Source organism: Citrobacter sp. RHBSTW-00881 (genome assembly GCF_013728515.1).
Classification (GTDB): domain Bacteria; phylum Pseudomonadota; class Gammaproteobacteria; order Enterobacterales; family Enterobacteriaceae; genus Citrobacter; species Citrobacter braakii.
In genome coordinates this window covers 2,900,967-2,924,440 of the sequence record NZ_CP056269.1, presented here as the reverse complement: position 1 = coordinate 2,924,440, position 23,474 = coordinate 2,900,967, and the positions used below count along the sequence as shown (strand labels likewise).

Here is a 23,474-nt window from a genome sequence, read left to right as displayed (position 1 = left end):
GATTAAATTGTTATGTTATATTATAACAATTCACTCGCAAACGATTTGAGGGTGAAATTTTGGCTATTCGTTTTAACAAACTGACAATCGCTCTGGGGATGCTTTTAGTCAGTGGGCAGGTTTTGGCGCATGGTCATCATTCCCATGGTGCGCCGATGAGTGAAGCAGAACAAAAGGCGTCGGAAGGGGTATTTGATGATAACCAGGTGCAGAACCGGGCGCTGTCCGACTGGGATGGCATGTGGCAATCTGTCTATCCGTATCTGGTCAGTGGCGAACTTGATCCGGTTTTCAAAAAGAAAGCGGAGAAAGATAAAAGCAAAACGGCAGAACAAATTAAAGCTTATTACCGTACAGGCTATGCAACCAATGTAGACACCATCGGCATCGAAGATGGCGTGATGGAATTTCACACCGGTAATCAGGTCGCATCGTGCAAATACGATTATGCCGGGTATAAAATCTTGCACTATAAATCAGGCAAGAAAGGTGTACGGTATCTGTTTGAGTGTAAAGCCGCTGACAGCAAAGCGCCTAAATACGTGCAATTCAGCGATCATATTATCGCGCCGCGTAAATCGAGCCACTTCCATATCTTTATGGGAAATACCTCGCAGGCCGCCTTGCTTGAGGAGATGGAAAACTGGCCTACCTACTACCCTTATCAGCTAAAGGGCGAAGAAGTAGTGGATGAGATGCTGCACCATTAATCTGGGCTAACCTTATCTGTACACACCCGCCACCAGTGGCGGGTTTTTTTAATTAATAACCTGCTCTTTCCATCACCTGTCGCATTCGTTAGCATATTGTATCGCAGCAAGTGCATGTGTTTTTTAAGGAAGAGGTTAACGTGTTCGCAGAGTATGGAGTTCTGAATTACTGGACGTATCTGGTGGGGGCTATTTTTATCGTGCTGGTACCGGGGCCAAATACGATATTTGTGCTGAAAAACAGCGTCGGTAGGGGAGTAAAGGGGGGTTATCTCGCCGCCAGCGGTGTGTTTATTGGTGATGCCGTGTTGATGTTTTTGGCCTATGCCGGTGTTGCTGCATTGATTAAAACAACGCCCGTTTTGTTCAATATCGTTCGTTATCTTGGCGCTTTCTATTTACTGTATCTTGGCGCGAAGATCCTGTATGCAACACTGAAATCGAAAGCAAGCGACGCCGCGCCTGAGGAAGTCCCGTTTGGCGCTATTTTTAAGCGCGCATTAATCCTGAGCCTGACCAATCCCAAAGCTATTCTGTTTTATGTGTCATTCTTCGTGCAGTTTATTGATGTCAATGCGCCGCATTCAGGGCTGTCATTCTTTATTCTGGCTATTACGCTTGAGATAGTGAGCTTTTTCTATTTGAGCTTCCTTATTTTCTCCGGCGCGTTTGTGACGCAATATATCCGTACGAAGAAGAAACTGGCGAAAGTGGGGAATTCCCTTATCGGCCTGATTTTCGTTGGTTTTGCCGCCCGTCTGGCCACGCTTCAATCGTGATGCCATCGGCCCGCTGAGTGCGGCGGGCCTTTAATATTGCGCTCTGCTTTTCATTTATAATCGTAGGGTTATAACCAATAAATGGTATTTTAAATGTATATTTTGAGGCGTACCCTGTGTACAGCAGCGGTTCAATATGACTCGCTGGTTGTCGACTGGAAAAGGGAAGAAAAATGCTTCAAATTCCACAGAATCATATCCATACACGCTCTACGCCATTCTGGAACAAAGAAACGGCGCCTGCCGGAATTTTCGAACGCCACCTTGATAAAGGGACCCGTGCCGGGGTTTATCCTCGACTTTCGGTTATGCAGGGGGCGGTCAAATATCTCGGATACGCAGACGAACACAGTCCGGAGCCAGTAGAGGTGATGATTATTGAAGCCGGTCAGTTTGGCGTTTTTCCACCGGAAAAATGGCATAACATCGAAGTGATGACCGACGACACTTACTTTAATATCGATTTTTTCGTCGCCCCGGAAGTTCTGATGGAGAGTGCAAATCAACGAAAAGTCGTGCGCACCGGCAAGGAGTAAATCATGGGTAAAGCAACCTATACCGTAACCGTGACCAATAACAGCAACGGTGTTTCTGTTGATTATGAAACAGAGACGCCAATGACATTACTGGTGTCGGATGTGGCAGCTGAAGTGGTCAAAGATCTGGTCAATACCGTGCGTTCGTACGATACCGAAAATGAGCACGAAGTCTGCGGGTGGTAGGCATTAGTCACTGCTACTGATTGAGTATATTAGTTTTTAATCTAAAAACTGCACTGCGCTTTGACGGCGCAGTGCGTTTTTTTTGTGGGCGAAACAGGGAAATATCCAGAAAGGATTCCTTAAGAATACCTTAAGAGATTCGCATTGATTGCTAATAGTTGATCATTCACAGGGGTTATGATCGCGAAACAGATATAAAACAGAACATCGCGCTTATGAAACTCAATACCCGACTTACATTACCCACAATCATTCTCGGATTAGCCATCGTGGCGATCCCGTTCGCCGCGAACTGGCATCTCCCGCTACTCAACGGTACTGTCGTCAGCTGGATTGAAAATGGCCAGGCGCTATGGCTGCTGTTTGGTGCCATATTTACACTCAGCTACATCAGGCCCTTATCACGTCCCGAAGGCGAGAAGCAATTTTGGCTTTGGGCGGCAGCGTGGTGGCTGGTATTACTGGGCCGAAGCACAAGTTGGGGCCGCGATTATTTTCCTGAGCATCCTAAACTCCTGTTCCGGGCTATCTCAGTGGTATTGATTGCCATGATTATTCTGCCAGTGCTGATTTCGAAGCGCTTACGCCAGGATATTGCCCGTCGCTTTCGCAATGAACCGCTACCTCTGTGGCTGTTAGCGATCACCACCTGTGCATTTTTGATCTCCGATACGGTAGAGCATCATCGTCTGCTGGCTCCCATCTTTCTGCACAATGCTCAGTATGGCGATCTGATTGAAGAACTGTACGAACTACCGTTTATGGCGGGATTGTTTCTGATGAATCTCGGCTTTATGCGGCGGGATAAGCAGGAGGAAGCTGCATCCATCCGCTTCAGTGAACCACAGCTGGCGAAGTCATGAGATAAGGCCTGAGTCTGGAAAGCCAGACTCAGGCGATGATGGCGGTGACTTACGCAATAGCCTCACACAGACGTGACTTCATATCGCTATACGTTTGTGCGGCATATTTTTCTGCCCAACCCTGATCGGTAATGTGCTCAATATTTACGGCGCAATATTTGGTTTCCGGCGTTTTCGAAATAGGATCGAGATTGTCCTGGGTTAACTCGTTACACGCGCCAATCCACCATTGATAGGTCATATAGACCGTTCCGGCATTGATGCGCTCGGAGACATCCGCACGGCTGATGACCTTACCGCGGCGCGAGCTGACCCATACCAGATCGCGATGACGAATACCCAATTTTTCAGCATCATGGGTATTGATTTGCACATACCCAGGCTCGTCTGCCAGTGCTTGCAACGCTGCGCAGTTACCGGTCATCGAACGGCAGGAGTAGTGCCCAACCTCACGCACGGTACACAGAACCAGCGGATATTGTTCATCAGGAGCTTCTGCTGGCGCTCGCCACGGTGCGGCAAACAGTTTGCCTTTGCCATTGGCGGTATCAAACTGGCTGTGCGCGTAAAGGTAGGGTGTACCAGGACTATCGAGATCCGGACATGGCCACTGAACATGACCCATCTCACCCATTTTCTCATAGGTCACGCCGTAGAACAGTGGACACAGCTCGCGCATCTCATCCCAGATTTGCTGGTTATTTTGATACTGCATTGGATAGCCCATTTCGCTGGCCAGCAGGCTGATAATCTCCCAGTCACGCTTTACATCACCAGTGGGTTCAATCGCTTTCTCAAAACGCTGGAAACCGCGATCGGCGCAGGTAAAGACGCCACCGTGTTCGCCCCATGAGGTGGCAGGCAGGAGGACATCGGCCATTTCCGCCGTCTTGGTCATGAAGATATCCTGCACGACGATAAAATCGAGCGCGTTAAATCCTTCGCGGACCAGACCCAAATCGGCCTCGGTTTGCAGCGGATCTTCTCCCATGATGTAGTAGGCTTTGATTTTGCCTTCGATAGCCAGATGCGGAACTTCGGTGATGCGGGTTCCAACCTTGTCATCCATCTGATTAACGTCAATACCCCATGCGGCGGCAAATTTCTCCCTGACGGCGAAATCGGTTACGTCCTGATACCCTGGAAACTGGTTAGGCAGCACCCCCATATCGCACGCGCCCTGCACGTTATTTTGCCCGCGCACCGGGCCAACACCGACGTTAGGGCGTCCCAGATTTCCGGTTAGCAAGGCCAGGCTCGACAAACCACGAACCACGTCAACGGCCTGACCAAACTGGGTGACGCCCATCCCCCACATCACGGTGGCCGATGGCGCCGCAGCAAATGTACGCATCGCCTGACGAACCTGCTGTGCGGGAACACCGGTTAAATGTTCAACGTCTTCAGGCGCATACTCCTTAACGGTTTCCCAGTATGTTTCCAGTCCTTCCGCATGCTTTTGTACATACTCGCGATCGTAGAGTTGCTCCTCGATGAGAACATGGCCAAACGCGTTGACCAGCGCCATATTGCAACCGTTTTTCAACTGCAAATGTTGGTCAGCGATACGGGCAGTTTCAATCCGGCGTGGGTCGCAGACAATGATTTTTGCGCCGTTCTGGCGAGCTTTAATTACCCGGCGGGCCACAATTGGGTGTGAATCGGCACAGTTATAACCAAAGATCAGCAGGCATTTTGAGTTTTCAATGTCGCTGATGGAATTGCTCATGGCGCCATTGCCTAACGTTTCCTGTAACCCGGCCACGGAAGGGCCGTGACAGACGCGGGCACAGCAATCGACATTGTTGGTATGGAGCACGCCACGTGCGAATTTTTGCATCACGTAGTTGGTCTCATTCCCTGTTCCACGGGAAGATCCGGTGGTCATGATGGCACGAGGGCCATAGGTATTTTTGATTTCAGTTAAGCGTTTTGCGGTGTAGCGAATGGCTTCATCCCAGCTAACGGGAGTGAATTTTCCACCTTTTTCATAACGGATCATCGGGCGGGTCAGACGGGGAGTCAGAAGGCGAGTGTCGTTAAGAAAGTCCCAACCATAATAGCCTTTCAGGCATAACTGATTTTGGTTCGTTACACCCTCTGCGGCCTCAGCGCGGATGATTTTGTTATTCTCAACAACAAGCTTGAGCTTGCACCCGGCCCCACAGTATGGGCATACACTGGTGATTTTTTTCATCAATAACAGACCTGTTAAATGCTGAAATAGCGCGAATTGTAGACGCAGTCACGCGATACGCATCGCGGACTACGATGTGTCGTAGTGACGGGCTGTTTAAGCATAAAGTGTGCCAGAAGTGAAAACCCAGCAATAGCAGGGGCTGACGGCCAAAGCGTTAAGCAGAATGACTGACGATTCGACATTAATGACGAGGCGCGACAAAATTAGTCTGCCGGTCAGCGGTGTAACCTTATGAAACATCAGAAAAAGATGAAAAACAGAAGTGATAGCGATCACAAATTTTAATTTTTCAGCGCTATGCTATGCTTTTATACGACGAGTGAATCGTTAATTTAAAAACATAAGTGAGGGAAATTATGGGCATTATTTCATGGGTGGTTTTCGGTCTTATTGCTGGGATTTTGGCAAAATGGATTATGCCGGGTAAAGATGGCGGCGGATTCTTTATGACCATTATCTTAGGGGTTGTCGGTGCGGTAGTGGGTGGCTGGATCAGCACCTTCTTTGGTTTTGGTAAAGTCGATGGTTTCAACTTCGGCAGTTTCGCCGTGGCGGTGATCGGTGCGATTGTGGTGTTGTTTATCTACAGAAAAATCAAAAGCTAAGTAAACATACAGACAATAGAGGCCACTAATATGTGGCCTTTTTCTTAGGTCACCACCAGCCGAATTCTGTTCCCAGAACGACGATGATAGCCACGCCAATCATAATAAGCGTTGTTTTTTTCATCGTTATGCTCCCGGCGCAGCGTAGCCGCCAATAAAAAACCAGGATAAGAAAACGACAGCGGAAATGAAAATGATGACGGGGAAAATAATACCGAGTCGCATACGATTATCTGCCAGAGTTATTTAAAGACGGGTTAGCATAGCAGGGCTTAATGTACGACAAAAGTGGTTTTATCCTGACGCTTTTTATCCTTGTACATTGCGCTGTCTGCGAGGTGAAGCGCGCAGTTTACATCAGTCTCCAACGGATTAATTTCCACGATGCCAAGACTGGCGCCAGGATAAAATAGATGAATGTCACCCAGGTGGTAGTCACCGCAAATTTGCTGTTGTAGCTGATTTTTCACCTGCTGCAGGCGGTCCCGCGGATCCCTGTCATCTTCCGGTGACAGGCTCACGACTAAAAATTCGTCACCACCCAGTCGCCCAAGGATATCATTGTCACCGCATTCGCGAAGCAGACGCTGACCAATCTGGATCAGAAACTGGTCGCCAACCTCGTGGCCAAAGCGGTCATTGATCAATTTGAAATCATCCAAATCAATATAGGCAAAAATAATCTTCTGCCTGAGATGTCGGGCAAGGGAAAAAAGAGTCTCAACATTTTCAAAAATGGCGCGCCGATTCGGTAATCCGGTCAGGGCATCGGTGTAAGAGTGCGCAATCAGCGCGGCATTCGCTTCGCGTAACTGAGCAACCAGCGACTCTTTTTGAATTGACTGGGCGATCAGGCCCGCAAACAGATGTAACACCTGTTCGCCACGTTGGCTTAATGCGTGCTGATGGCGACTGGTGGCGCAGAGCGTACCGTAAAACGTTCCGTCGGGAAGATGAACCGGCGTGCTCAGGAAAGTGGTTATCTCCAGCGCGCGGGCGGCGGTACACTCCGGCCAGCGAGCGGGGACGTTGTCGCTGTACAGACAGTTTTCGTCTATGGCGCGTTTGCATAGCGTCTCATCCCAGGGTACGGACAGCCCTTCAGGGATCTGCATCTGCTTGCTATTGCGCGCATACAAAATATGCTGCAGGCGGGCATCTAAATCGACCTTGGTTAAATAGGTGGATTCCATCTCAGTCACCACTTCCAGCATCTCCAGAAGTTGCCGAACCAGGCTCTCAACTGACTGCTCCGTGGCTAAGGATTGTGAGACTCTGGCAAGGATCATGTCCGACATGAGGTGTAAATGCTCCTGAGTAATGACTGGGCTAACGTGGCCCGCATGATAGAACATCAAGATGAAAGATGAAACACGCCATCCCGCTCAAAATTTAAACATTAAATTGAAAGCCGGCAGTAAAACATGGAGATAGATGGAAAGTCGGGGTAACCTGCCGGGATAAGGTTTTTAACAGGAGTCGATATGAAACTGGCGTCTATTATTTTGCCCGGCTTGTTGGTGTTAGCGGGATGTACCACTCAGCCCGAAGCCCCCAAACCGCCGAAGATTGGTCTGGCGAATCCGGCATCGGTATATTGCGAACAAAAGGGCGGCTCGCTGATTGCGGTGCAGACCCCGCAAGGCGTAAGGTCGGACTGCAAATTACCGGGCGGGGAAGTGATTGATGAATGGGCGCTCTGGCGCAGAGATCATCCGACAACGGGCAAATGAAATCCGGTTAGCATTGACGTATCCATTCAGCCAGCACCAGCGCGTGGTTTTGCTGGGTGTTTTTCGCCGCATACAGTAGCGTTAAGGTTTGCTGTCGGGCAATCTCTGCGAGACGCTTTCCTTCCTGCTGCTGTAGGGCGAGTTCAGCGCGATATTGCTCGGAAAAGTGTGTGAAATCAATCAATTCTGCGTGGAACGCCTTGCGTAAATCAGATGACGGCGTAAGCGCTTTATTCCATTCGTTAAAAATAAGGTCGGTCTTTTTTACCCCGCGAGGCCACAACCTGTCGACCAGTACGCGATAACCATCATTTTTTTCTGCTGGGTCATATACGCGTTTACATTGAATTTTCATCTTTTCATCCGCTCCATTAATCCACTGCTTTGATATATTTCGACACCTTTATTACGGTTAAATAAGATCGTAAAACGTGACAATTGTAACATTCTGCCCGTCCTGACTCCCAATTTAAGGGATTGTGATACCAACAAAAAATCGGTAGGCTGAGGCTCCTTATATTGTCCCTCATTGTCTGGACATAAGGAAAGCTTAATGGAAATTTCCCCGTTTAAAGATACGCTTCGCATTGCGCTGGTGGGTGATTACAGCCCTGATATTGTGGCGCATCAGGCCATTCCTCTTGCTATCGATGATGCCGCTGCCGTTCTGGAATTAGTGGCTGATTATGACTGGCTAACCACCTCTGATATTAGCAGCAGTGAAGATCTGATTGGCTATGATGCTATTTGGGTCGTTCCTGGCAGTCCATATCGGCACCTGGAAGGCGCACTGATCGCGATACGCTACGCGCGTGAAAACAGCATCCCATTCCTCGGGACCTGTGGCGGTTTTCAACATGCGATTCTGGAGTATGCCCGCAACGTGCTGGGCTGGAGTGATGCTGCCCATGCGGAAACGGATACCACGGGGCGGATGGTCATCGCACCGTTGACCTGCTCGCTGGTAGAAAAAACGGATGATATTGAACTGAGGGCCAATACGCTGATTGCCAAAGCCTACGGACGGGGTGTTATCTCCGAGGGGTATCACTGTAACTATGGCGTATCGGAAGATTTTGCCGCCGAGCTTGAGAGCGGTGATCTTCGTGTGACTGGCTGGGATGAGGCTGGTGATATCCGTGCCATTGAGCTGGTGACGCATCCTTTTTTTGTCGGCACACTCTTTCAGCATGAACGTGGAGCGCTGGCGGGAAAACCCGTGCCGTTAGTTCAGGCAATGCTGCGCGCTGCGCGAGGATAAAAAAACGGGCAGGTTATACTCAAACCTGCCCGCTGCATTATGCGCTTGCGATCTCCCGATTACGCCCTGCGCACAGACCAAACACTGCCATCAGTATCGCTAACACGGCGACCCCAGCTAATGGAATCAGCCAGCTACCATTGAGGTCGTGAATCTTACCCATCAGCGGTGGCCCACAGGCAGCCAGTAAATACCCGACGGACTGTGCCATGCCGGACAGGGCCGCGGCCTGATGCGCTGAGCTTGCGCGCAGGCCAATAAAGGTCAAACCAAGGATCATCGTGGCGCCTGAGCCAAAGCCAAACAGTAAGGTCCACAGCAAAGCCTGCCCGGGCATTACCGCGAATCCCGCTGCGCCGACGGCGCACATTAACGAAACCAGTGCGGCGATGGCGCGCTGATCCTTAAATCTGTTCAGGACGAGAGGGATCAATAACCCCGGCGCGGCGGTTGCCAGTTGCAGTAAACCATGCAACGAACCGGCCTGCGCTTCGCTGTAGCCGTGGCTGATTAAAATGGCGGGTAGCCAGCCAATGATCACGTAGTAGATAAGTGAATTGATCCCGAGAAACAGCGTCACCTGCCAGGCGAGGCTCGAGCGCCAGATCGCGCGGGAATGCAACGCGCGCGAGTTGCTCAAACTGGCATTGGCCGTCTGGCGACATTGGGGTAACCAGATAATCAGCGCCAGCAGCGGAAAGACCATCAGTACCATCAGCGCACCGCGCCAGCCAAACCCGTTCAGCGCCAGCGGAACCACAATAGCTGAACCCAGTGCCGCCGCTGCGCCCATAGTCAGCGAGTATGCGCCAGTGAGTTTTGCCACATGCTGAGCAAAATCACGCTTAATCAGCCCAGGTAACAGCACATTTCCCAGCGCGATTCCGCAACCAATGATAGCGGTGCCGCTAAACAGGAAACCTGGCGTGGGCAGAGAACGTATCGCAATACCAGCGCAAATCAGTAGCATTGCGGCAAACAGGCTGCGTTCGATACCCCAACGGCGTGCAACGGCGGCGGCCAGAGGCGATACCAGTGCGAAGGCCAGCAGCGGCAGGGTGGTCAGAAGTCCCGTCTGGGCGGTACTCAGGCCGTAGTCGGTGCGAATTGCATCCAGCAACGGGGCGGCTCCGGTAAAGGTGACGCGCAGCGTGGTGGCAATCATCAGGATCCCCGCGATCAGCCAGGCTGCGTTTTTGCCGCGGGAGGAAGGCATATTTGTCATTTTTTTCTCATATCGTCAGGCGAGGCGATACTTTAGCGTTTTTACTCAATGGATGAATCAAGCTAAAATGACAGTTTATCGCTAAAAACGGACATTTTTATGTTAGGACTGAGGCTGGATGGGTATGAGCCCGACCTTTACCACGATGCGGCGGTGGCGTTTTGTATACAGGCCCGGGAAGATGAACTCTTCAGTCCGCTGCATCAGCACCGTAAGGGGCAGTTGATTCTGGCCTTGCATGGCGCGATCACCTGTGAGGTTGAAAATGCTATGTGGATGGTGCCTCCACAATATGCGGTATGGATCCCCGGTGAAATTCCACACAGCAACCACGTTACCGTTGGGGCGCAACTGTGCTTTTTGTTTATTGAGCCGCAGGCAGTAGTGATGCCTGAACGCTGCTGCACCCTGAAAATCGCCCCGTTATGTCGGGAGCTCATTCTGGCGCTGGCGTCCAAAACGGATGATCAACGGCTGGAGCCGTCTACCCAGCGGCTGACGCAAGTGTTATTTGATGAACTCCCGCAGCAGCCGCAGGAGCAAATGCAGTTGCCGGTTTCAGATCATCCGAAAATCCGCAGAATGGTCGCGACGATGGCGCGGGAGCCCGCGCAGTGGCAGACGCTGGGACAGTGGGCCAGCGTATTTGCGATGAGTGAGCGGAACCTTGCCCGTCTGGTCGTTAAAGAAACGGGGTTGAGTTTTCGCCGCTGGCGTCACCAGCTTCAATTGATTCTGGCGCTGCAGGCGCTGATAGATGGTCATAACGTGCAACAGGTTGCGCACATGCTCGGTTACGATTCGACCACGGCATTTATCACCATGTTCAAAAAAGGCCTGGGACAGACGCCAGGCCGTTATCTGGCTGGACTGGCTACTGCTTCCCAACAATCAATGACACCAGACCTGCCGCAATGAGCGGTCCCACCGGCACACCGCGAAATAGCGCCACGCCCAGTACCGTACCCACCAGTAAACCGGCCACAAGCTGAGGCTGGCTACCCATGAGCGTGACACCGCGCCCGCCAAGCCAGGAGACGAATACCCCGATGGCAATAGCGACCAGTGATTTCCAGTTCACAAAGGAGTGGATGAGCGTGGAGGGGGGGAGCGTTCCGCTGGCGATCGGCGCCATGACGCCAATGGTTAGAATTATAATCCCGACGGTCAGGCCCTGTTTTTCTATCCATGGAAAGAAAGTATTCAGAGGGGTAACACGAACAATGATCAGCACCAGAATTGAAACAGCGACAGTGGTGTTGTGGCTGACAAAGCCCAGAGCTGCCAGTCCGAGCAGGATCAGCAGAGTGACATCAAACATCGTAGTTTCCTTGCCAAAAGAAAAAATAAGCCTGCTTACTGTACGCGTAAACGCGTGACGGAACAGGCTTTTTTTAATGATTATGATTTTTTTTGGGCTAATGCACGATGCTACGCTTTTACACCTGACTCGGGCGGCTATTGTACGCGGCGGAACGGGAGTAATTCCGGTTTCGCGATACGTAGGTAATCTGCGGTATCCATGATCACGGATTTTTCCAGCACTCCGGCATTGAACGCAATTTCATTAAAACGCTCAAACAATAGCGGATCGGCGACCAGCTTAAGTTTTGGATGGAAGCTAAACGGTGGGATAGCGCCAAATACGCAGCCAGTCAGTGCATCGACTTCCGCCGGGCTGGCAAGTGATGCTCTTAACCCGCCGATATGACTGGCTAACAGGCTCAGGTCGGCCTGCTGGTCGGCAGAAAGAATCGCCAGGACATGCTGATTAACGCCGTTGCCTTTGACCTTACAAACCAGCGCTTTTGCTCCCTGGCCCAGTGCGGTACCGCGAATTTCAGAAACCGCTTCACATTTGCCGACCGCTTCATGACTTACCACGCGATACGTCGCGCCTTGTTCTGACAACAGCGAAATTAAACGCTGATGCGTTGCGTTACCTTTGTTCACTTCCGTCATGACTTACTCCTGGTACAACAATGAAAATCCTGTCAGAAAAATGATTACGCATCCGCGCGTTTTTTCTGTTTGTTCAGGTAGAGCTGTGCATCGGATGCTTTGTAGGCATCATCAATGGTGTCGTTTGGCTGCATATTATAAATCCCTGCGGAGAAGCTGATTGCTCTATCTTGCGCAATAATTTGTAAGTTATAGCGAATCCTCTCCAGCAGACGAGGCGTTAATTCAGCGGGGTAATCGATGAGGATAATGCAAAACTCATCCCCACCGAGGCGGATGGCATAGTCGTTTTTGCGAATCGAGGTTTGAATGGCTCTAGCCAGAATGGTGATAATGCGATCGCCTTCCTTATGCCCCTGCGTATCATTAATGACTTTTAGTTTATCGCAATCAATGGCAATAAAGGTCACGAGGGTTCCCGCGTTTACTAACTGCTGTAAACGCTGTTCGAGCGTCGGCGTTAAAATTTTGCGGTTGTAGAGCCCGGTCATCGCGTCACTGATATTTTCACGCGTGACGTTGTGATACAGCCGAAAATGCGTTCTGACCATATTCAGCAACAGTATTGTCGCCAGCAGATAAAAGGCGAATACTTTCCAGGAGGAGACAATAAAGTACATAAAATCAAGCGATAAGGTGATGCGTATACCGCCGGGCATGTCCTCCTGGTAGTGAACATAGCTAAACAGATTGTTCTCACTTTGGTGAACGAGTATCTCTTTACCTGAGTTGATGTCCGAAAGCGTCACGTTAAGATAGCGCCAGACGAGAGGGCGGTCGCTGGTATAGAAAATATTCTTTAAATTCTCTTTGTTAATATCCACCATCACCACGCCTTTTAACTTACCGGCATAGTAGACCGGTGTTAAAAAGCTCATCACTTTTTTCTCGGTCAGGTTATCTTCATAAATACGGGAGATTACCGTGCGGCCAGTGAAAATACCGTCAATATCATTCTGGTTGATACCCAGGTTTCCTTTTTGCAAAAACGACCAGTTGTGTATCGCAAATTTCCGCGAGTCGACCAGATCAAAGAAATAGACGTAATTATTTTTGAGATCGACGTAATATCGAAATTTATACTCCTGCATACCTAAACCATGACCGTAATCTTTCTGCTCACGATTAACGTTTACCGCCCGGTCAAAAGATGGCAGTAGAAATATGTCTTCAAGTTTCTCGCTACATTTTGTGGTGGGGGTTTGCAACGTACCGTGTAATGGTAGGTAGTTATGCTGGGTGAGGTTAAGCCCATGAGTGCCGTTAACGCTGTCGAAAGCGTTGCAAAGTGCTTTTTGTTGCTCGATAGAAGCGGGTTCCTGGGGGGATGAAAATGTGCGCATCAGATGGGCTGCAATACTTTGATTAGTATACTTATCATAGAGAAACGATGAGTCGGCTTTCTCATTGATATAGCGCATGTACGCATTCATTGCTTTATCGCTGGCAATGAGCTCATAAACCAAAAAAGAAAATGTCAAAACAACTACGCTGACGGAGATAAAGAGCCTGAGCGCTTTATGATGCAATTGCATAATGATGTACAGCCCTGTAAGTCTGATACTTCAGTCTATCACACGGCATACATCCGCTCTAACGCTACTGGGAAGGGCATTTTGTAATAAAAATCATTCGCGTGCTTCACCTTTAACTCTTATTGTTGTATTTATAATGCAACTTATAAGAAAGGAGACAAGCAGATGAGCGCGACTGATAAAGCGGGCCATACGTTCTTAGCCAGCCTGGGCAAAACCCGTCTGCGTCCGGGGGGCGTTGAAGCAACAGAGTGGTTGTTCAGCCAGTCACAACTGACGCCCGACAGCCAGGTGCTGGAAGTGGCGTGTAACATGGCCACGACGGCGATAGAGTTAGTTCAACGTTTTGGTTGTACGGTATACGCCATTGATATGGATAAAACCGCACTGGCAAACGCCAGAAATAACGTGGCGGCAAATGGTCTGGAAAATCACATTCACGTTATGGCAGCTAACGCTAACACCCTTCCATTTGCGGATAACAGTTTCGACGTTGTGATCAACGAAGCCATGCTGACAATGTATGCTGATAAAGCGAAGGCGAAGTTAATTGCCGAGTATTATCGCGTATTGAAGCCCGGCGGGCGTCTGTTAACTCACGACATTATGTTCACCGCACAAAAACTGGGCGCGGGCGAGCAGGGCCAGCTTGTAGAGGTAGTGAAATCAAACGTTAGCCCGATGACCAGACAAGGCTGGCGCGATTTATTTCTGAACGGTGGGTTTGCACAGGTCTTGCAGCAGAATGGCGATATGTCGCTGATGTCGCCGCGAGGATTAATTCGTGATGAAGGGCTGACTGGGGCGGTTAAAATTGTGTTTAACGGCTTACGCACACGCGAAAATCGTCGCCGGTTCCTGAAAATGTTTCGCTTCTTCCGTTCGCAACGTCACCAGCTAAACTACATTGCCTGCTGCTCCGTAAAGGGAAAATAAAAAAGGATAAACGGATGAATATTGATAAAATGAAAGATCAGCATGTTGAAATTCTGGAAAAAATATCATTTCTACGTACGTTGAGCCATGCAGGCGTATCATCCAATGCCCAGGAAATTGCAACTGCGATCGTTAGCATGAGTGCCATTATAAAAACACATTTGTCTGCTGAAGATCAGTTCCTTTATCCACATATTGAGCAGGATGGAAATAGTACGCTCAGACAGGTTAGCTCAAAATTTCAACGTGAAATGACGGATATCGTCAGCGAATATGAAGTTTTTTCCCGGCGCTGGAATATTGCCAGTAAATTAAAAGGTAATGATGAGGCATTCAGACGTGATGCCAACAATGTTCTACGCAAAGTGTATGTGCGTATGCAAAAAGAAAATAAAGACTTCTATCCGCTGGTGGAAAGGATGTAGGGTGTTTTAAAACACAATGATAAAAGGATGGCGAAGTGTCAGAAAAACACTGGTCGAGAATGGAGTACCTTCATCAGACAGTAACCAACCCTAATATAGTTATTAAGGGTACGCATAGCTATTACAGTGACTGCTGGGATCATGGATTCGAACGTTCGGTGGTGCGGTATTTACTCGGTGATGAGATCAGCCGGGACTGGGAACCGCTTGGGCATTTGGATAAGTTGATTATTGGGAATTTCGTCTGCATTGGCGCTGAGAGCGTTATTCTGATGGGGGGAAATAGTACGCACCGGCTTGACTGGATCAGTCTTTATCCCTTTATGGCGTCGATCAAAGATGCCTACGAGTTTCGGGGTGACACGGTGTTGCATGATGGTTGCTGGTTAGGCATGCGCGCCATGATCATGCCAGGCGTTACGCTCGGGGAGGGCGCTGTTGTCGCAGCAGGTGCGGTGGTGACTAAAGATGTGCCACCGTATGCGGTAGTCGGCGGCAATCCGGCAAAAATAATAAAATATCGCCTGCCGGTGGGGGATATTGAACGAATACTGGCCCTTAATTTGTATCAACTTCCGGAAGAGTCGCTCGTGAAAATGCAACCGCTGTTGTCTTCTGGCGATATTTCCGCGCTCGAAGTGGAAGTGGCTAGCCTGAGACAAAATGCTAAATGACATAACATGTGGTCGAAACGCGAGGTCATAAAAATCAACCAGAGGAGATAACCTCTGGCTGATTTATGTATGTGGTTAGCTATTGCTGGTTGTACTTTGCTTATGAAACAGTTCGCGGAATACCGGATAAATGTCATCCTGGTCGCGGATATGCTGCATCGCAAAGTTTTCAAACGTTGATTGCAGATGTTCGTATTCACGCCACAAGGTCTGGTGCGCGCGGCGGGTGATTTCGATATAGCTATAATATCGCACCATCGGCAGCAGTTTTTTCGCCAGAATCTCATGACACAACGGGGAATCATCCGCCCAGTTATCACCGTCCGAGGCCTGTGCGGCATAGATGTTCCACTGGGCCGGGTCGTAACGGTCTTTTACCACTTCATCCATTAACTTCAGCGCGCTGGAGACAATAGTTCCCCCGGTTTCCTGAGAGTAGAAGAACTCGTGCTCATCCACCTCTTTCGCCTGGGTATGGTGGCGAATATAAACCACTTCCACGTTTTTGTAGGTCCGACTCAAGAACAGATACAGCAAGATATAAAAACGCTTGGCCATATCTTTGGTCGACTGATCCATTGAACCGGAGACGTCCATCAGACAGAACATCACTGCCTGGCTGGAAGGATCGGGCCGTTTTTCATAATTCTTGTAGCGTAAATCAAAGGTGTCGATAAACGGCACGCGTTCGATTTTTGCCCGTAGTTCGGCAATCTCTTTGCGTAACCGTTCCTCTTCCAGCAACTGCGCTGGTTCACTTTTCGCGATGGTTTCCAGATCCGCTTCGAGCGCATGCAGTTCGCGACGCTTACCTGCCGTCATCGCTGTGCGGCGCGCCAGTGAGTTTTGCAGGGAGCGCACCACGCTGATGTTGGCAGGCACGCCGTTAGAGGTGAAACCTGCCCGGTGCGTTTTGTACTCCGTTAACTGACGCTGCTGATTCTGCTTCAGGTTAGGAAGTGCTAAATCTTCGAACAACAGATCGAGATATTCATCTTTAGAGATCTGGAAGACGAATTCATCCTGACCCTCGCCATCCTGGCTGGCCTGGCCTTGTCCGCTTCCTGAACCACCGCCGCCGCCCTGCGGGCGTTCAATGCGGTCGTTCTGCACAAAATGGTCGTTACCCGGATGCACGCGATGGCGCAAGCCGCCACGCCCCTGATGGAACATCGGTTCGCTAATATCATCAGTCGGAATAGAGACAGATTCGCCGCTATCCACATCAGTCACCGAACGCTTGTTAATGGCCTCGGAGATCGACTGTTTAATTTGCGATTTATAACGGCGTAAGAAGCGCTGGCGGTTTACCGTGCTCTTGTTTTTGCCGTTAAGACGCCGGTCAATAAACCAGGTCATAAGCCCCCCGTACTGCATTTGCCAACTTTATGCTACATCAGTAACGCCGGATGCGCTGAGCATATCCGGCCTACGGATGTGTATTGTAGGCCCGGCAAGCGTACACGCCTCCGGGCACTTTTTTTAAGACGATTTACGTACGCGCAAATACCATTCGCACAGTAAACGTACCTGCTTACGCGTGTAGCCTTTTTCCATCATCCGGTCGACAAAATCGTCGTGTTTTTTCTGCTCGTCAGTTGAGGTTTTGGCGTTGAACGAAATGACTGGCAGCAGCTCCTCGGTATTGGAGAACATTTTCTTCTCAATGACCGTGCGCAGTTTTTCGTAACTGGTCCAGTTTGGATTGCGACCGCTGTTATTCGCTCTGGCACGCAGAACAAAGTTGACGATCTCGTTACGGAAATCTTTGGGGTTACTGATACCCGCCGGTTTCTCAATTTTCTCCAGTTCTGAGTTCAACGACTCGCGGTCAAACAACTGACCGGTATCCGGGTCGCGATACTCCTGATCCTGAATCCAGAAATCCGCATAAGTGACATAACGGTCGAAAATGTTTTGTCCATATTCGGAATAGGATTCGAGATAAGCCGTCTGGATCTCTTTGCCAATGAACTCAGCATATTTCGGGATCAGATAGCCTTTCAGGAACTCAAGGTAACGTTCTGCCAGCTCCTGCGGGAACTGTTCGCGCTCGATTTGCTGCTCCAGTACGTAGAACAGATGCACCGGGTTAGCTGCCACTTCGGCGTGGTCAAAGTTAAAGACGCGTGAGAGAATCTTAAACGCGAAACGCGTGGAAAGACCGTTCATTCCCTCATCGACCCCGGCGTAATCCCGATACTCTTGATAGGACTTCGCTTTTGGATCGGTATCTTTCAGGCTTTCCCCATCGTAAACACGCATCTTCGAGTAAATGCTCGAGTTCTCAGGCTCTTTCAGGCGAGAAAGAATGGTAAAGCGAGAGAGCGTTTCCAGCGTGCCCGGTGCGCAAGGCGCATGGGTCAGCTCACTGTGGTTAAGCAGTTTTTCGTAAATTTTGATCTCTTCGGAGATCCGCAGGCAATAAGGCACTTTGACGATGTAAACACGGTCAAGGAACGCCTCATTGTTTTTATTATTACGGAACGTCACCCATTCGGACTCGTTCGAGTGGGCGAGAATAATTCCGTTAAACGGCAGGGCAGAGATACCTTCTGTCCCGTTGTAGTTTCCTTCCTGGGTTGCGGTCAGCAGAGGATGCAGCACTTTAATCGGTGCTTTAAACATCTCAACGAACTCCATAATCCCCTGGTTTGAGCGGCACAGTGCGCCCGAATAACCGTAGGCATCAGGATCGTTCTGGGCGTGGTGTTCGAGTTTACGAATATCCACTTTCCCGACCAGCGCAGAGATATCCTGGTTGTTTTCATCACCAGGCTCCGTTTTGGCGATAGCGATCTGCTCCAGAATAGACGGCCAGACTTTGACAACGCGGAATTTTGTAATGTCCCCGCCAAAATCATGCAGACGTTTTGCAGCCCAGGGCGACATGATCGTACCGAGATAACGACGCGGGATCCCATACTCTTTTTCCAGGATCTGCGCATCTTCCTGGGGGTTAAACAGGCATAACGGATGATCGTTTACCGGGCTACGCTCGCCGTTGGCGCTCAGGACATAAATCGGTACTCGCTGCATCAGCGACTTCAGCCGCTCAGCAAGAGATGATTTCCCCCCTCCCACAGGCCCCAGCAGATACAGAATCTGCTTCTTCTCTTCCAGACCCTGAGCCGCATGCTTCAAATAAGAAACAATCTGCTCAATGGCCTCTTCCATGCCATAAAACTCTTCAAAAGCGGGGTATCGTGCAATCACCCGATTCGAAAAGAGTCGAGAAAGACGAGGTTCGTGGGCAGTGTCGACCATGACAGGCTCACCAATAGCCATTAATAGCCGCTCTGCCGCATTGGCATAAGCGCTGCGATCTTGCCGACAAGTGGTAAGAAACTCCTGCAGCGTGAACTCTTCGTCCTTGGCAGCTTCATAACGCTGGCGATAGTGATCGAATATATTCATGGTATGCCGTCCTTTCGTTTTTTTAGCACATGTTAAGAGCCGTTCATATGAATAGTAGAGGCCCCTGAAGAGGTAAACTGAACGACGTCGCTGCTGAAGAAATAAGCAACTCTCATGCCATTGTGGTGGTCAGGAGATCAACGTATTCGGTGATACACCTTCTAAAATTAAGCGTAGATGGCATTTGCAAAACTTGCCTGTGTGCGCAAATGAATTTCAATGGCATATCAATAACTCATCAGCAAAAAAAGCACATCTTTTGTAAATCTATGGGGCAGGATTCATGCGGTGTTCACTGTCCTGCAAGCAAAATGTCATCACTCGCTGAGAAATTAGGGGGTTACATTCTGGGGCGAATCCGTAAAATAGTTGGGCTGAAGCGTATTGACGGTTAAACTTTGACCGCTACACATTTAAATAAGGAATTATTGACTGTGACCAAACTCAAACTTCTGGCACTTAGCGTGCTTATCGCCACTTCCGCTAACGTCGCACAGGCAGAGAGCAACCTGACGCTGGGCGCAGGCGTTGGTGTGGTTGAGCACCCTTACAAAGATTACGATAGTGACGTTTACCCGGTCCCGGTTGTGACTTATGAAAGCGATAACTTCTGGTTCCGTGGTCTGGGCGGTGGTTACTACCTGTGGAATGACGATACCGATAAGCTGTCGGTGATGGCCTATTGGTCGCCAATGTACTTCAAACCGGGTGACAGCGACGACAACCGTCTGCGTAGTCTGGATAAACGTAAGAGCACCATGATGGCTGGCCTTTCTTACATTCACAACACGCAATACGGTTTCCTGCGTACCAGCCTTGCAGGCGATACGCTGGATAACAGCAATGGTATTGTATGGGATCTGGCGTGGTTATACCGCTATACCAATGGCGGTTTGACGTTGACTCCGGGGATTGGTGTCGAGTGGAACAGTGAAAACCAGAATGAATACTATTATGGTGTTTCACGCCATGAATCTGCCCGTAGCGGTTTGCGTAGTTACGATCCTGAAAGCTCCTGGAACCCGTATCTGGAGCTCAGCGCAAACTATAACTTCCTGGGCAACTGGAGCGTATACGGTACTGCGCGTTATACCCGCCTGTCTGATGAAGTGACAGACAGCCCGATGGTGGACAAATCCTGGACGGGTCTGATTTCAACGGGTGTTACCTACAAGTTCTGATACCACTGTGTGTCAAACAGTCGCCCGCAGAGATGCGGGCTTTTTGTGCATATCAGAGATGAATATTGATCCAAAACATGTGATTTGATTTTTTGTGCTGTTTTGGCATTACATCGGCCGCAACAAATAGTTAACGTATTTTTCCTGCCGCAATTACCAAAATTAAACCTGTTGTTTGATGAGACTGAAATCTATTCGTTTGTGAATGGAGGAGTATCTGTACAGTTTCACGAATCATTGTTCTGGGAGAGTGATTTCTGGTTTCGCAATATATTGATAATATTCTATTTTATAATCACGGTATAATTTTATCGTGAAACTCTCGCCACTAAAAATAGCAAGATAACTATTTTATTATTTTTGTGTGACGATGAAAGTTAACTTTCATTTGAAAAAAATAAAATCATTAAGTTAATTTTTATTTTACATCTTTTAGGTATTTATCTGAAAAAATTAAAATTGACATTAAATAAGCGATTGCAGATATTACTCCAACTTAATAAGTAAAGACAGTAACGCTGCATGGCTCAGATATTAAATGTCATGTGGTTTTCTTGCGAATAAACCTGGTAGAGATAATGAAAAAGTTAATCATGATAGCAGTGATGGGTGGGATTCTGACGGGATGTTCCACCGAGGCTTCACGCATGAGTGCTTGCGAAAGCAAGGGCGTGAGCCGCGATGCCTGCTATATCGCTGAGCAAAACCGTCAGGCGACAATCAATGCCGTAGCTGAAAAACAAGCTATGGAGAACGCGCAAAACGTATATAACTCAAATGATACTAATTCCAGTCATCACCACAAACACAATAATTATTAAGGTGTAACTTATGAAGAAATTAATAATTATCGCTGCACTGGTCGCAACATCTGCGGCTGCACCAGCCTATGCCATCAGCGAGGCTTACCGTCAGCAGTTACAGCATGAACATAAAATGATGGTCAGCGATGCTAATGCTCCGGTGCACGCCAGTAAAATCACACCCGTGCATGTGAATAAACTGGGCGTAGACTTTAAACGTGGCGCTGATGGTATTGCTTATATTAATGGCAAAGCTGCGGCAAATGATGAGAACAATGCAGACGCTCAGTCGTATAGCGTGGGCTTGATTTCCGTCATTGTCTATAAAAACGGGAAAATTAACGCGATGAAAGAAGGGAAATATTTAGGTCGCTTAAAATAACCGCAGTGCAGTTAAGATTTTCTGTCATTCGGCCCGGGAGCATTGTTTGTTCCCGGGTTTTTTATTGCCGTTGCCATAGCGGTCAACTTCCAATCTTAGAAGGTGCAATTTGTGCACCCTAACAGGACACATGCCAGTTGTTTTGCTTTACTGTGGTGCATTAACACAGGAGGGTGCGATGACAGCGAAACAGGTGATGTTTACAAAGCAGGTATCGCTGCCTGCTATTGGGCAGGGAACATGGTACATGGGCGAGGATCCTGGCCGACGTCGGGAAGAGGTTTCTGCGCTGCGGGCTGGTCTGGATCTCGGTCTGCGGCTGATCGATACCGCCGAAATGTATGCAGATGGTGCAGCGGAAGAGGTAGTGGGTGAAGCATTAATCGGGCGTCGTGATAGCGCTTTTTTAGTCTCGAAAGTATACCCCTGGAATGCCGGTGGTCAGAAAGCCATTGCCGCCTGTGAAGCGAGCCTGCGTCGACTAAAAACCGATTATCTGGATCTCTATTTGCTCCACTGGACGGGCAGTTTTTCATTTGCTGAGACCGTTGATGCCATGGAAGCACTCATTGCGCAGGGGAAAATCCGCCGCTGGGGCGTCTCTAATCTCGATTACGATGACATGCAGGCGTTATGGCAAGTCACAGGTGGGCGGGAATGTGCCACTAACCAGGTGCTTTATCATTTAGCATCGCGCGGTATTGAATATGATTTACTGCCGTGGTGCCAGCAGCAGCAGATGCCGGTCATGGCTTACAGTCCGCTGGCTCAGGCGGGGCGATTGCGCGGTGACTTGCTTTCTCACTCTGTGGTGAACGACATCGCGCACGCGCACAATGTTAGTGCTGCGCAGATTTTGCTGGCATGGGTGATTCGTCTGCCGGGCGTGATGGCGATTCCAAAAGCGGCAAGCGTAGCGCATGTCGAACAAAATGCCGCCGCGCTGGAGATAACGCTCTCTGTTGATGAGCTGAAGCAGTTAGATAAGGCATATCCAGCGCCAAAGGGTAAAACGGCGCTGGATATGGCCTGATTTGCCGAATGGCGATGCTCACGCTTCTTATCCGGCCAACGCAATGTTTGGTAGGCCGGATAAGGCGCAAGTTCCGTCAGGCTACAGACACAATTTTAGCGTTTAGCAACGCGGATAGTTTGTGCCAAGCGTGATGGTTTTTCTTCGCGGGTTTTCTGCGGCGCGGTCGCGTAAGCCGTCTCTACGCAAACAAACGTTTTATAGCCGTCATCCGGCATGTCGCCCATGCTAACGGACAGCGCCGGACCCGGGTTCCAGCCCACGACATTCAGATGGTGGTGATGGACGACGTCGATATTGCGGTTGAGCGCATCATCATGGATAACGCTGCACGCTTGCGGATTCAGATAGACACGATCGGTGCGGTCCGGGAAGGTCTGGATACCATCAGCCAGCACATCTTCTTTAGCATCATTCACTTTGTCGATCAGGCGATCGCCAAGTCCACTGACTTTTACTGCCGCAATGTCACCGACGTTGAAATAGGTATGCAGTGCAGAGGTGGTTTCAAATTCACCGTGGGCTTCCAGTTCCATTTCACAGGTGGCACCTACTTTGAAACGGGCCAGCAGGCAGAACTCGTGCGGCCATAGCTGACGCGTTTCAGCGTTGCTTTGCAATTCAAACGTTAGCGCCACGCCATTGTCGTCTTCGTTGTGCGCTTTCAGCGTCCATGGCAGGTTGCGGGCAAAACCATGAGAAGGCAGGCCCTGCTGAGCAGCCGGACCAAACCACGGCCAGCAAATTGGTACGCCGCCACGCAGCGCTACGCCGGTTTTAAACGGGGTATTGTTACTTAGCCACAGGACTTCCTCTTCGCCGTTGGGTTTCCAGGAAAGAAAATGTGCGCCCTGCAGTGCGAAAGATGCTTTAACCTGTGGATGATCGACCACAAGAATCTCAAGTTCATCAAGCTGGCGGCGGGAGAGGACCGGGGTAATTTGTTCGATTACCGGAAGTGCAAAAATTTTATTAATCATTATGCAATCCTTTTTTTTACCCTAAATAATTCGAGTTGCAGGACGGCG

Annotated in this window: 27 protein-coding genes and 1 pseudogene; 16 read left to right on the top strand and 12 right to left on the bottom strand. The window is 49.4% G+C overall.

What is annotated here, in order from left to right; genetic code table 11:
• Positions 1–98 precede the first annotated feature (98 nt).
• From zinT to HV311_RS14050, 5 genes are all read left to right on the top strand, one after another.
• The gene (gene zinT / locus HV311_RS14070) at positions 99–710 is read left to right on the top strand and encodes a metal-binding protein ZinT (protein ID WP_230330239.1); all 612 of its coding nucleotides are present in this window, start codon (positions 99–101) and stop codon (positions 708–710) included.
• 140 nt (positions 711–850) lie between these two features.
• A complete protein-coding gene (gene leuE / locus HV311_RS14065) occupies positions 851–1,489 on the top strand; it encodes a leucine efflux protein LeuE (RefSeq protein WP_016152793.1) in 639 nt (212 codons plus the stop codon).
• Positions 1,490–1,662: 173 nt separating this feature from the next.
• On the top strand, positions 1,663–2,025 hold the full coding sequence (gene yeaR / locus HV311_RS14060; RefSeq protein ID WP_005120376.1) for a DUF1971 domain-containing protein YeaR: 363 nt from the start codon (positions 1,663–1,665) through the stop codon (positions 2,023–2,025).
• A gap of 3 nt (positions 2,026–2,028) precedes the next feature.
• Positions 2,029–2,211 (top strand): DUF1869 domain-containing protein, encoded by a 183-nt coding sequence (locus HV311_RS14055; RefSeq protein ID WP_191220092.1) that lies wholly within the window; start codon positions 2,029–2,031, stop codon positions 2,209–2,211.
• 215 nt (positions 2,212–2,426) lie between these two features.
• Positions 2,427–3,074, top strand: a complete 648-nt coding sequence (locus HV311_RS14050) for a hypothetical protein (RefSeq protein WP_016156293.1) — start codon at positions 2,427–2,429, stop codon at positions 3,072–3,074.
• A gap of 49 nt (positions 3,075–3,123) precedes the next feature.
• On the opposite strand, the gene fdhF is transcribed toward HV311_RS14050, so the two are convergent.
• A complete protein-coding gene (gene fdhF, locus HV311_RS14045; RefSeq protein WP_181628783.1) occupies positions 3,124–5,271 on the bottom strand; it encodes a formate dehydrogenase subunit alpha in 2,148 nt (715 codons plus the stop codon).
• Between the two features lie 359 nt (positions 5,272–5,630).
• Here fdhF and HV311_RS14040 point away from each other — a divergent pair, with 359 nt between their 5' ends.
• Positions 5,631–5,879 carry a GlsB/YeaQ/YmgE family stress response membrane protein gene (locus HV311_RS14040; RefSeq protein ID WP_016152796.1) on the top strand — a complete coding sequence of 83 codons (249 nt, stop codon included), beginning with the start codon at positions 5,631–5,633 and terminating at the stop codon, positions 5,877–5,879.
• 49 nt (positions 5,880–5,928) lie between these two features.
• Here the strand turns inward: HV311_RS14040 and yoaJ are convergent, their stop codons facing one another.
• Genes yoaJ through HV311_RS14025 form a run of 3 tightly spaced genes read right to left on the bottom strand, consistent with a single transcriptional unit; the run spans position 5,929 to position 7,177 of the window.
• Complete coding sequence (gene yoaJ, locus HV311_RS14035; protein WP_101700011.1) at positions 5,929–6,003, bottom strand: protein YoaJ; 75 nt, start codon at positions 6,001–6,003, stop codon at positions 5,929–5,931.
• 2 nt (positions 6,004–6,005) lie between these two features.
• On the bottom strand, positions 6,006–6,104 hold the full coding sequence (locus tag HV311_RS14030; RefSeq protein ID WP_032941789.1) for a YoaK family small membrane protein: 99 nt from the start codon (positions 6,102–6,104) through the stop codon (positions 6,006–6,008).
• A 47-nt stretch (positions 6,105–6,151) separates the two neighbouring features.
• Complete coding sequence (locus tag HV311_RS14025; RefSeq protein ID WP_080858684.1) at positions 6,152–7,177, bottom strand: sensor domain-containing diguanylate cyclase; 1,026 nt, start codon at positions 7,175–7,177, stop codon at positions 6,152–6,154.
• A gap of 186 nt (positions 7,178–7,363) precedes the next feature.
• Here HV311_RS14025 and HV311_RS14020 point away from each other — a divergent pair, with 186 nt between their 5' ends.
• Positions 7,364–7,612, top strand: coding sequence for a putative hemolysin (locus tag HV311_RS14020; RefSeq protein ID WP_016152798.1), 249 nt, complete (start codon positions 7,364–7,366; stop codon positions 7,610–7,612).
• 7 nt (positions 7,613–7,619) lie between these two features.
• Here the strand turns inward: HV311_RS14020 and HV311_RS14015 are convergent, their stop codons facing one another.
• Complete coding sequence (locus HV311_RS14015; RefSeq protein WP_016152799.1) at positions 7,620–7,967, bottom strand: DUF488 domain-containing protein; 348 nt, start codon at positions 7,965–7,967, stop codon at positions 7,620–7,622.
• Positions 7,968–8,165: 198 nt separating this feature from the next.
• Between HV311_RS14015 and HV311_RS14010 the strand changes: the two genes are divergently transcribed.
• Entirely contained in the window at positions 8,166–8,873 is a 708-nt protein-coding gene (locus tag HV311_RS14010; RefSeq protein WP_016156299.1) for a CTP synthase C-terminal region-related (seleno)protein, read from the top strand.
• A gap of 37 nt (positions 8,874–8,910) precedes the next feature.
• On the opposite strand, the gene HV311_RS14005 is transcribed toward HV311_RS14010, so the two are convergent.
• The gene (locus HV311_RS14005; RefSeq protein WP_191220091.1) at positions 8,911–10,098 is read right to left on the bottom strand and encodes a CynX/NimT family MFS transporter; all 1,188 of its coding nucleotides are present in this window, start codon (positions 10,096–10,098) and stop codon (positions 8,911–8,913) included.
• A 99-nt stretch (positions 10,099–10,197) separates the two neighbouring features.
• Between HV311_RS14005 and HV311_RS14000 the strand changes: the two are divergent.
• Positions 10,198–10,996 (top strand): annotated as a pseudogene (locus HV311_RS14000) (AraC family transcriptional regulator).
• Here HV311_RS14000 and HV311_RS13995 read toward each other — a convergent pair.
• The 3 genes from HV311_RS13995 to dgcJ form a co-directional block, all read right to left on the bottom strand.
• Entirely contained in the window at positions 10,973–11,419 is a 447-nt protein-coding gene (locus HV311_RS13995; RefSeq protein ID WP_016152803.1) for a DUF441 domain-containing protein, read from the bottom strand. The pseudogene HV311_RS14000 and the gene HV311_RS13995 sit on opposite strands and share 24 nt — an antisense overlap.
• Before the next feature lie 137 nt (positions 11,420–11,556).
• A complete protein-coding gene (locus HV311_RS13990) occupies positions 11,557–12,060 on the bottom strand; it encodes a YbaK/prolyl-tRNA synthetase associated domain-containing protein (protein WP_049041633.1) in 504 nt (167 codons plus the stop codon).
• A 44-nt stretch (positions 12,061–12,104) separates the two neighbouring features.
• Positions 12,105–13,595, bottom strand: coding sequence for a diguanylate cyclase DgcJ (gene dgcJ, locus HV311_RS13985; protein ID WP_181545689.1), 1,491 nt, complete (start codon positions 13,593–13,595; stop codon positions 12,105–12,107).
• A gap of 165 nt (positions 13,596–13,760) precedes the next feature.
• Here dgcJ and HV311_RS13980 point away from each other — a divergent pair, with 165 nt between their 5' ends.
• The 3 genes from HV311_RS13980 to HV311_RS13970 are packed head-to-tail and all read left to right on the top strand — an operon-like array spanning position 13,761 to position 15,630.
• The gene (locus HV311_RS13980) at positions 13,761–14,531 is read left to right on the top strand and encodes a class I SAM-dependent methyltransferase (protein ID WP_016156303.1); all 771 of its coding nucleotides are present in this window, start codon (positions 13,761–13,763) and stop codon (positions 14,529–14,531) included.
• 14 nt (positions 14,532–14,545) lie between these two features.
• Positions 14,546–14,956 carry a hemerythrin domain-containing protein gene (locus tag HV311_RS13975; protein ID WP_094761885.1) on the top strand — a complete coding sequence of 137 codons (411 nt, stop codon included), beginning with the start codon at positions 14,546–14,548 and terminating at the stop codon, positions 14,954–14,956.
• Positions 14,957–14,991: 35 nt separating this feature from the next.
• On the top strand, positions 14,992–15,630 hold the full coding sequence (locus HV311_RS13970; protein WP_016156305.1) for a CatB-related O-acetyltransferase: 639 nt from the start codon (positions 14,992–14,994) through the stop codon (positions 15,628–15,630).
• A 75-nt stretch (positions 15,631–15,705) separates the two neighbouring features.
• Here the strand turns inward: HV311_RS13970 and HV311_RS13965 are convergent, their stop codons facing one another.
• Together HV311_RS13965 and yeaG are read right to left on the bottom strand one after the other, a co-directional pair.
• Positions 15,706–16,989 (bottom strand): YeaH/YhbH family protein, encoded by a 1,284-nt coding sequence (locus HV311_RS13965; RefSeq protein ID WP_016152809.1) that lies wholly within the window; start codon positions 16,987–16,989, stop codon positions 15,706–15,708.
• A gap of 123 nt (positions 16,990–17,112) precedes the next feature.
• Positions 17,113–19,047 carry a protein kinase YeaG gene (gene yeaG / locus HV311_RS13960; protein ID WP_016152810.1) on the bottom strand — a complete coding sequence of 645 codons (1,935 nt, stop codon included), beginning with the start codon at positions 19,045–19,047 and terminating at the stop codon, positions 17,113–17,115.
• A 434-nt stretch (positions 19,048–19,481) separates the two neighbouring features.
• Between yeaG and HV311_RS13955 the strand changes: the two genes are divergently transcribed.
• The 4 genes from HV311_RS13955 (at position 19,482) to HV311_RS13940 (ending at position 22,446) form a co-directional block, all read left to right on the top strand.
• Positions 19,482–20,228, top strand: coding sequence for a MipA/OmpV family protein (locus tag HV311_RS13955; protein ID WP_016152811.1), 747 nt, complete (start codon positions 19,482–19,484; stop codon positions 20,226–20,228).
• A 578-nt stretch (positions 20,229–20,806) separates the two neighbouring features.
• Complete coding sequence (locus HV311_RS13950) at positions 20,807–21,049, top strand: hypothetical protein (RefSeq protein ID WP_019076610.1); 243 nt, start codon at positions 20,807–20,809, stop codon at positions 21,047–21,049.
• A 10-nt stretch (positions 21,050–21,059) separates the two neighbouring features.
• The gene (locus HV311_RS13945) at positions 21,060–21,413 is read left to right on the top strand and encodes a hypothetical protein (RefSeq protein WP_191220090.1); all 354 of its coding nucleotides are present in this window, start codon (positions 21,060–21,062) and stop codon (positions 21,411–21,413) included.
• A gap of 178 nt (positions 21,414–21,591) precedes the next feature.
• A complete protein-coding gene (locus tag HV311_RS13940) occupies positions 21,592–22,446 on the top strand; it encodes an aldo/keto reductase (protein WP_137352128.1) in 855 nt (284 codons plus the stop codon).
• Positions 22,447–22,541: 95 nt separating this feature from the next.
• On the opposite strand, the gene HV311_RS13935 is transcribed toward HV311_RS13940, so the two are convergent.
• Positions 22,542–23,426, bottom strand: a complete 885-nt coding sequence (locus HV311_RS13935) for a D-hexose-6-phosphate mutarotase (protein WP_181628772.1) — start codon at positions 23,424–23,426, stop codon at positions 22,542–22,544.
• Between the last annotated feature and the right edge of the window lie 48 nt (positions 23,427–23,474).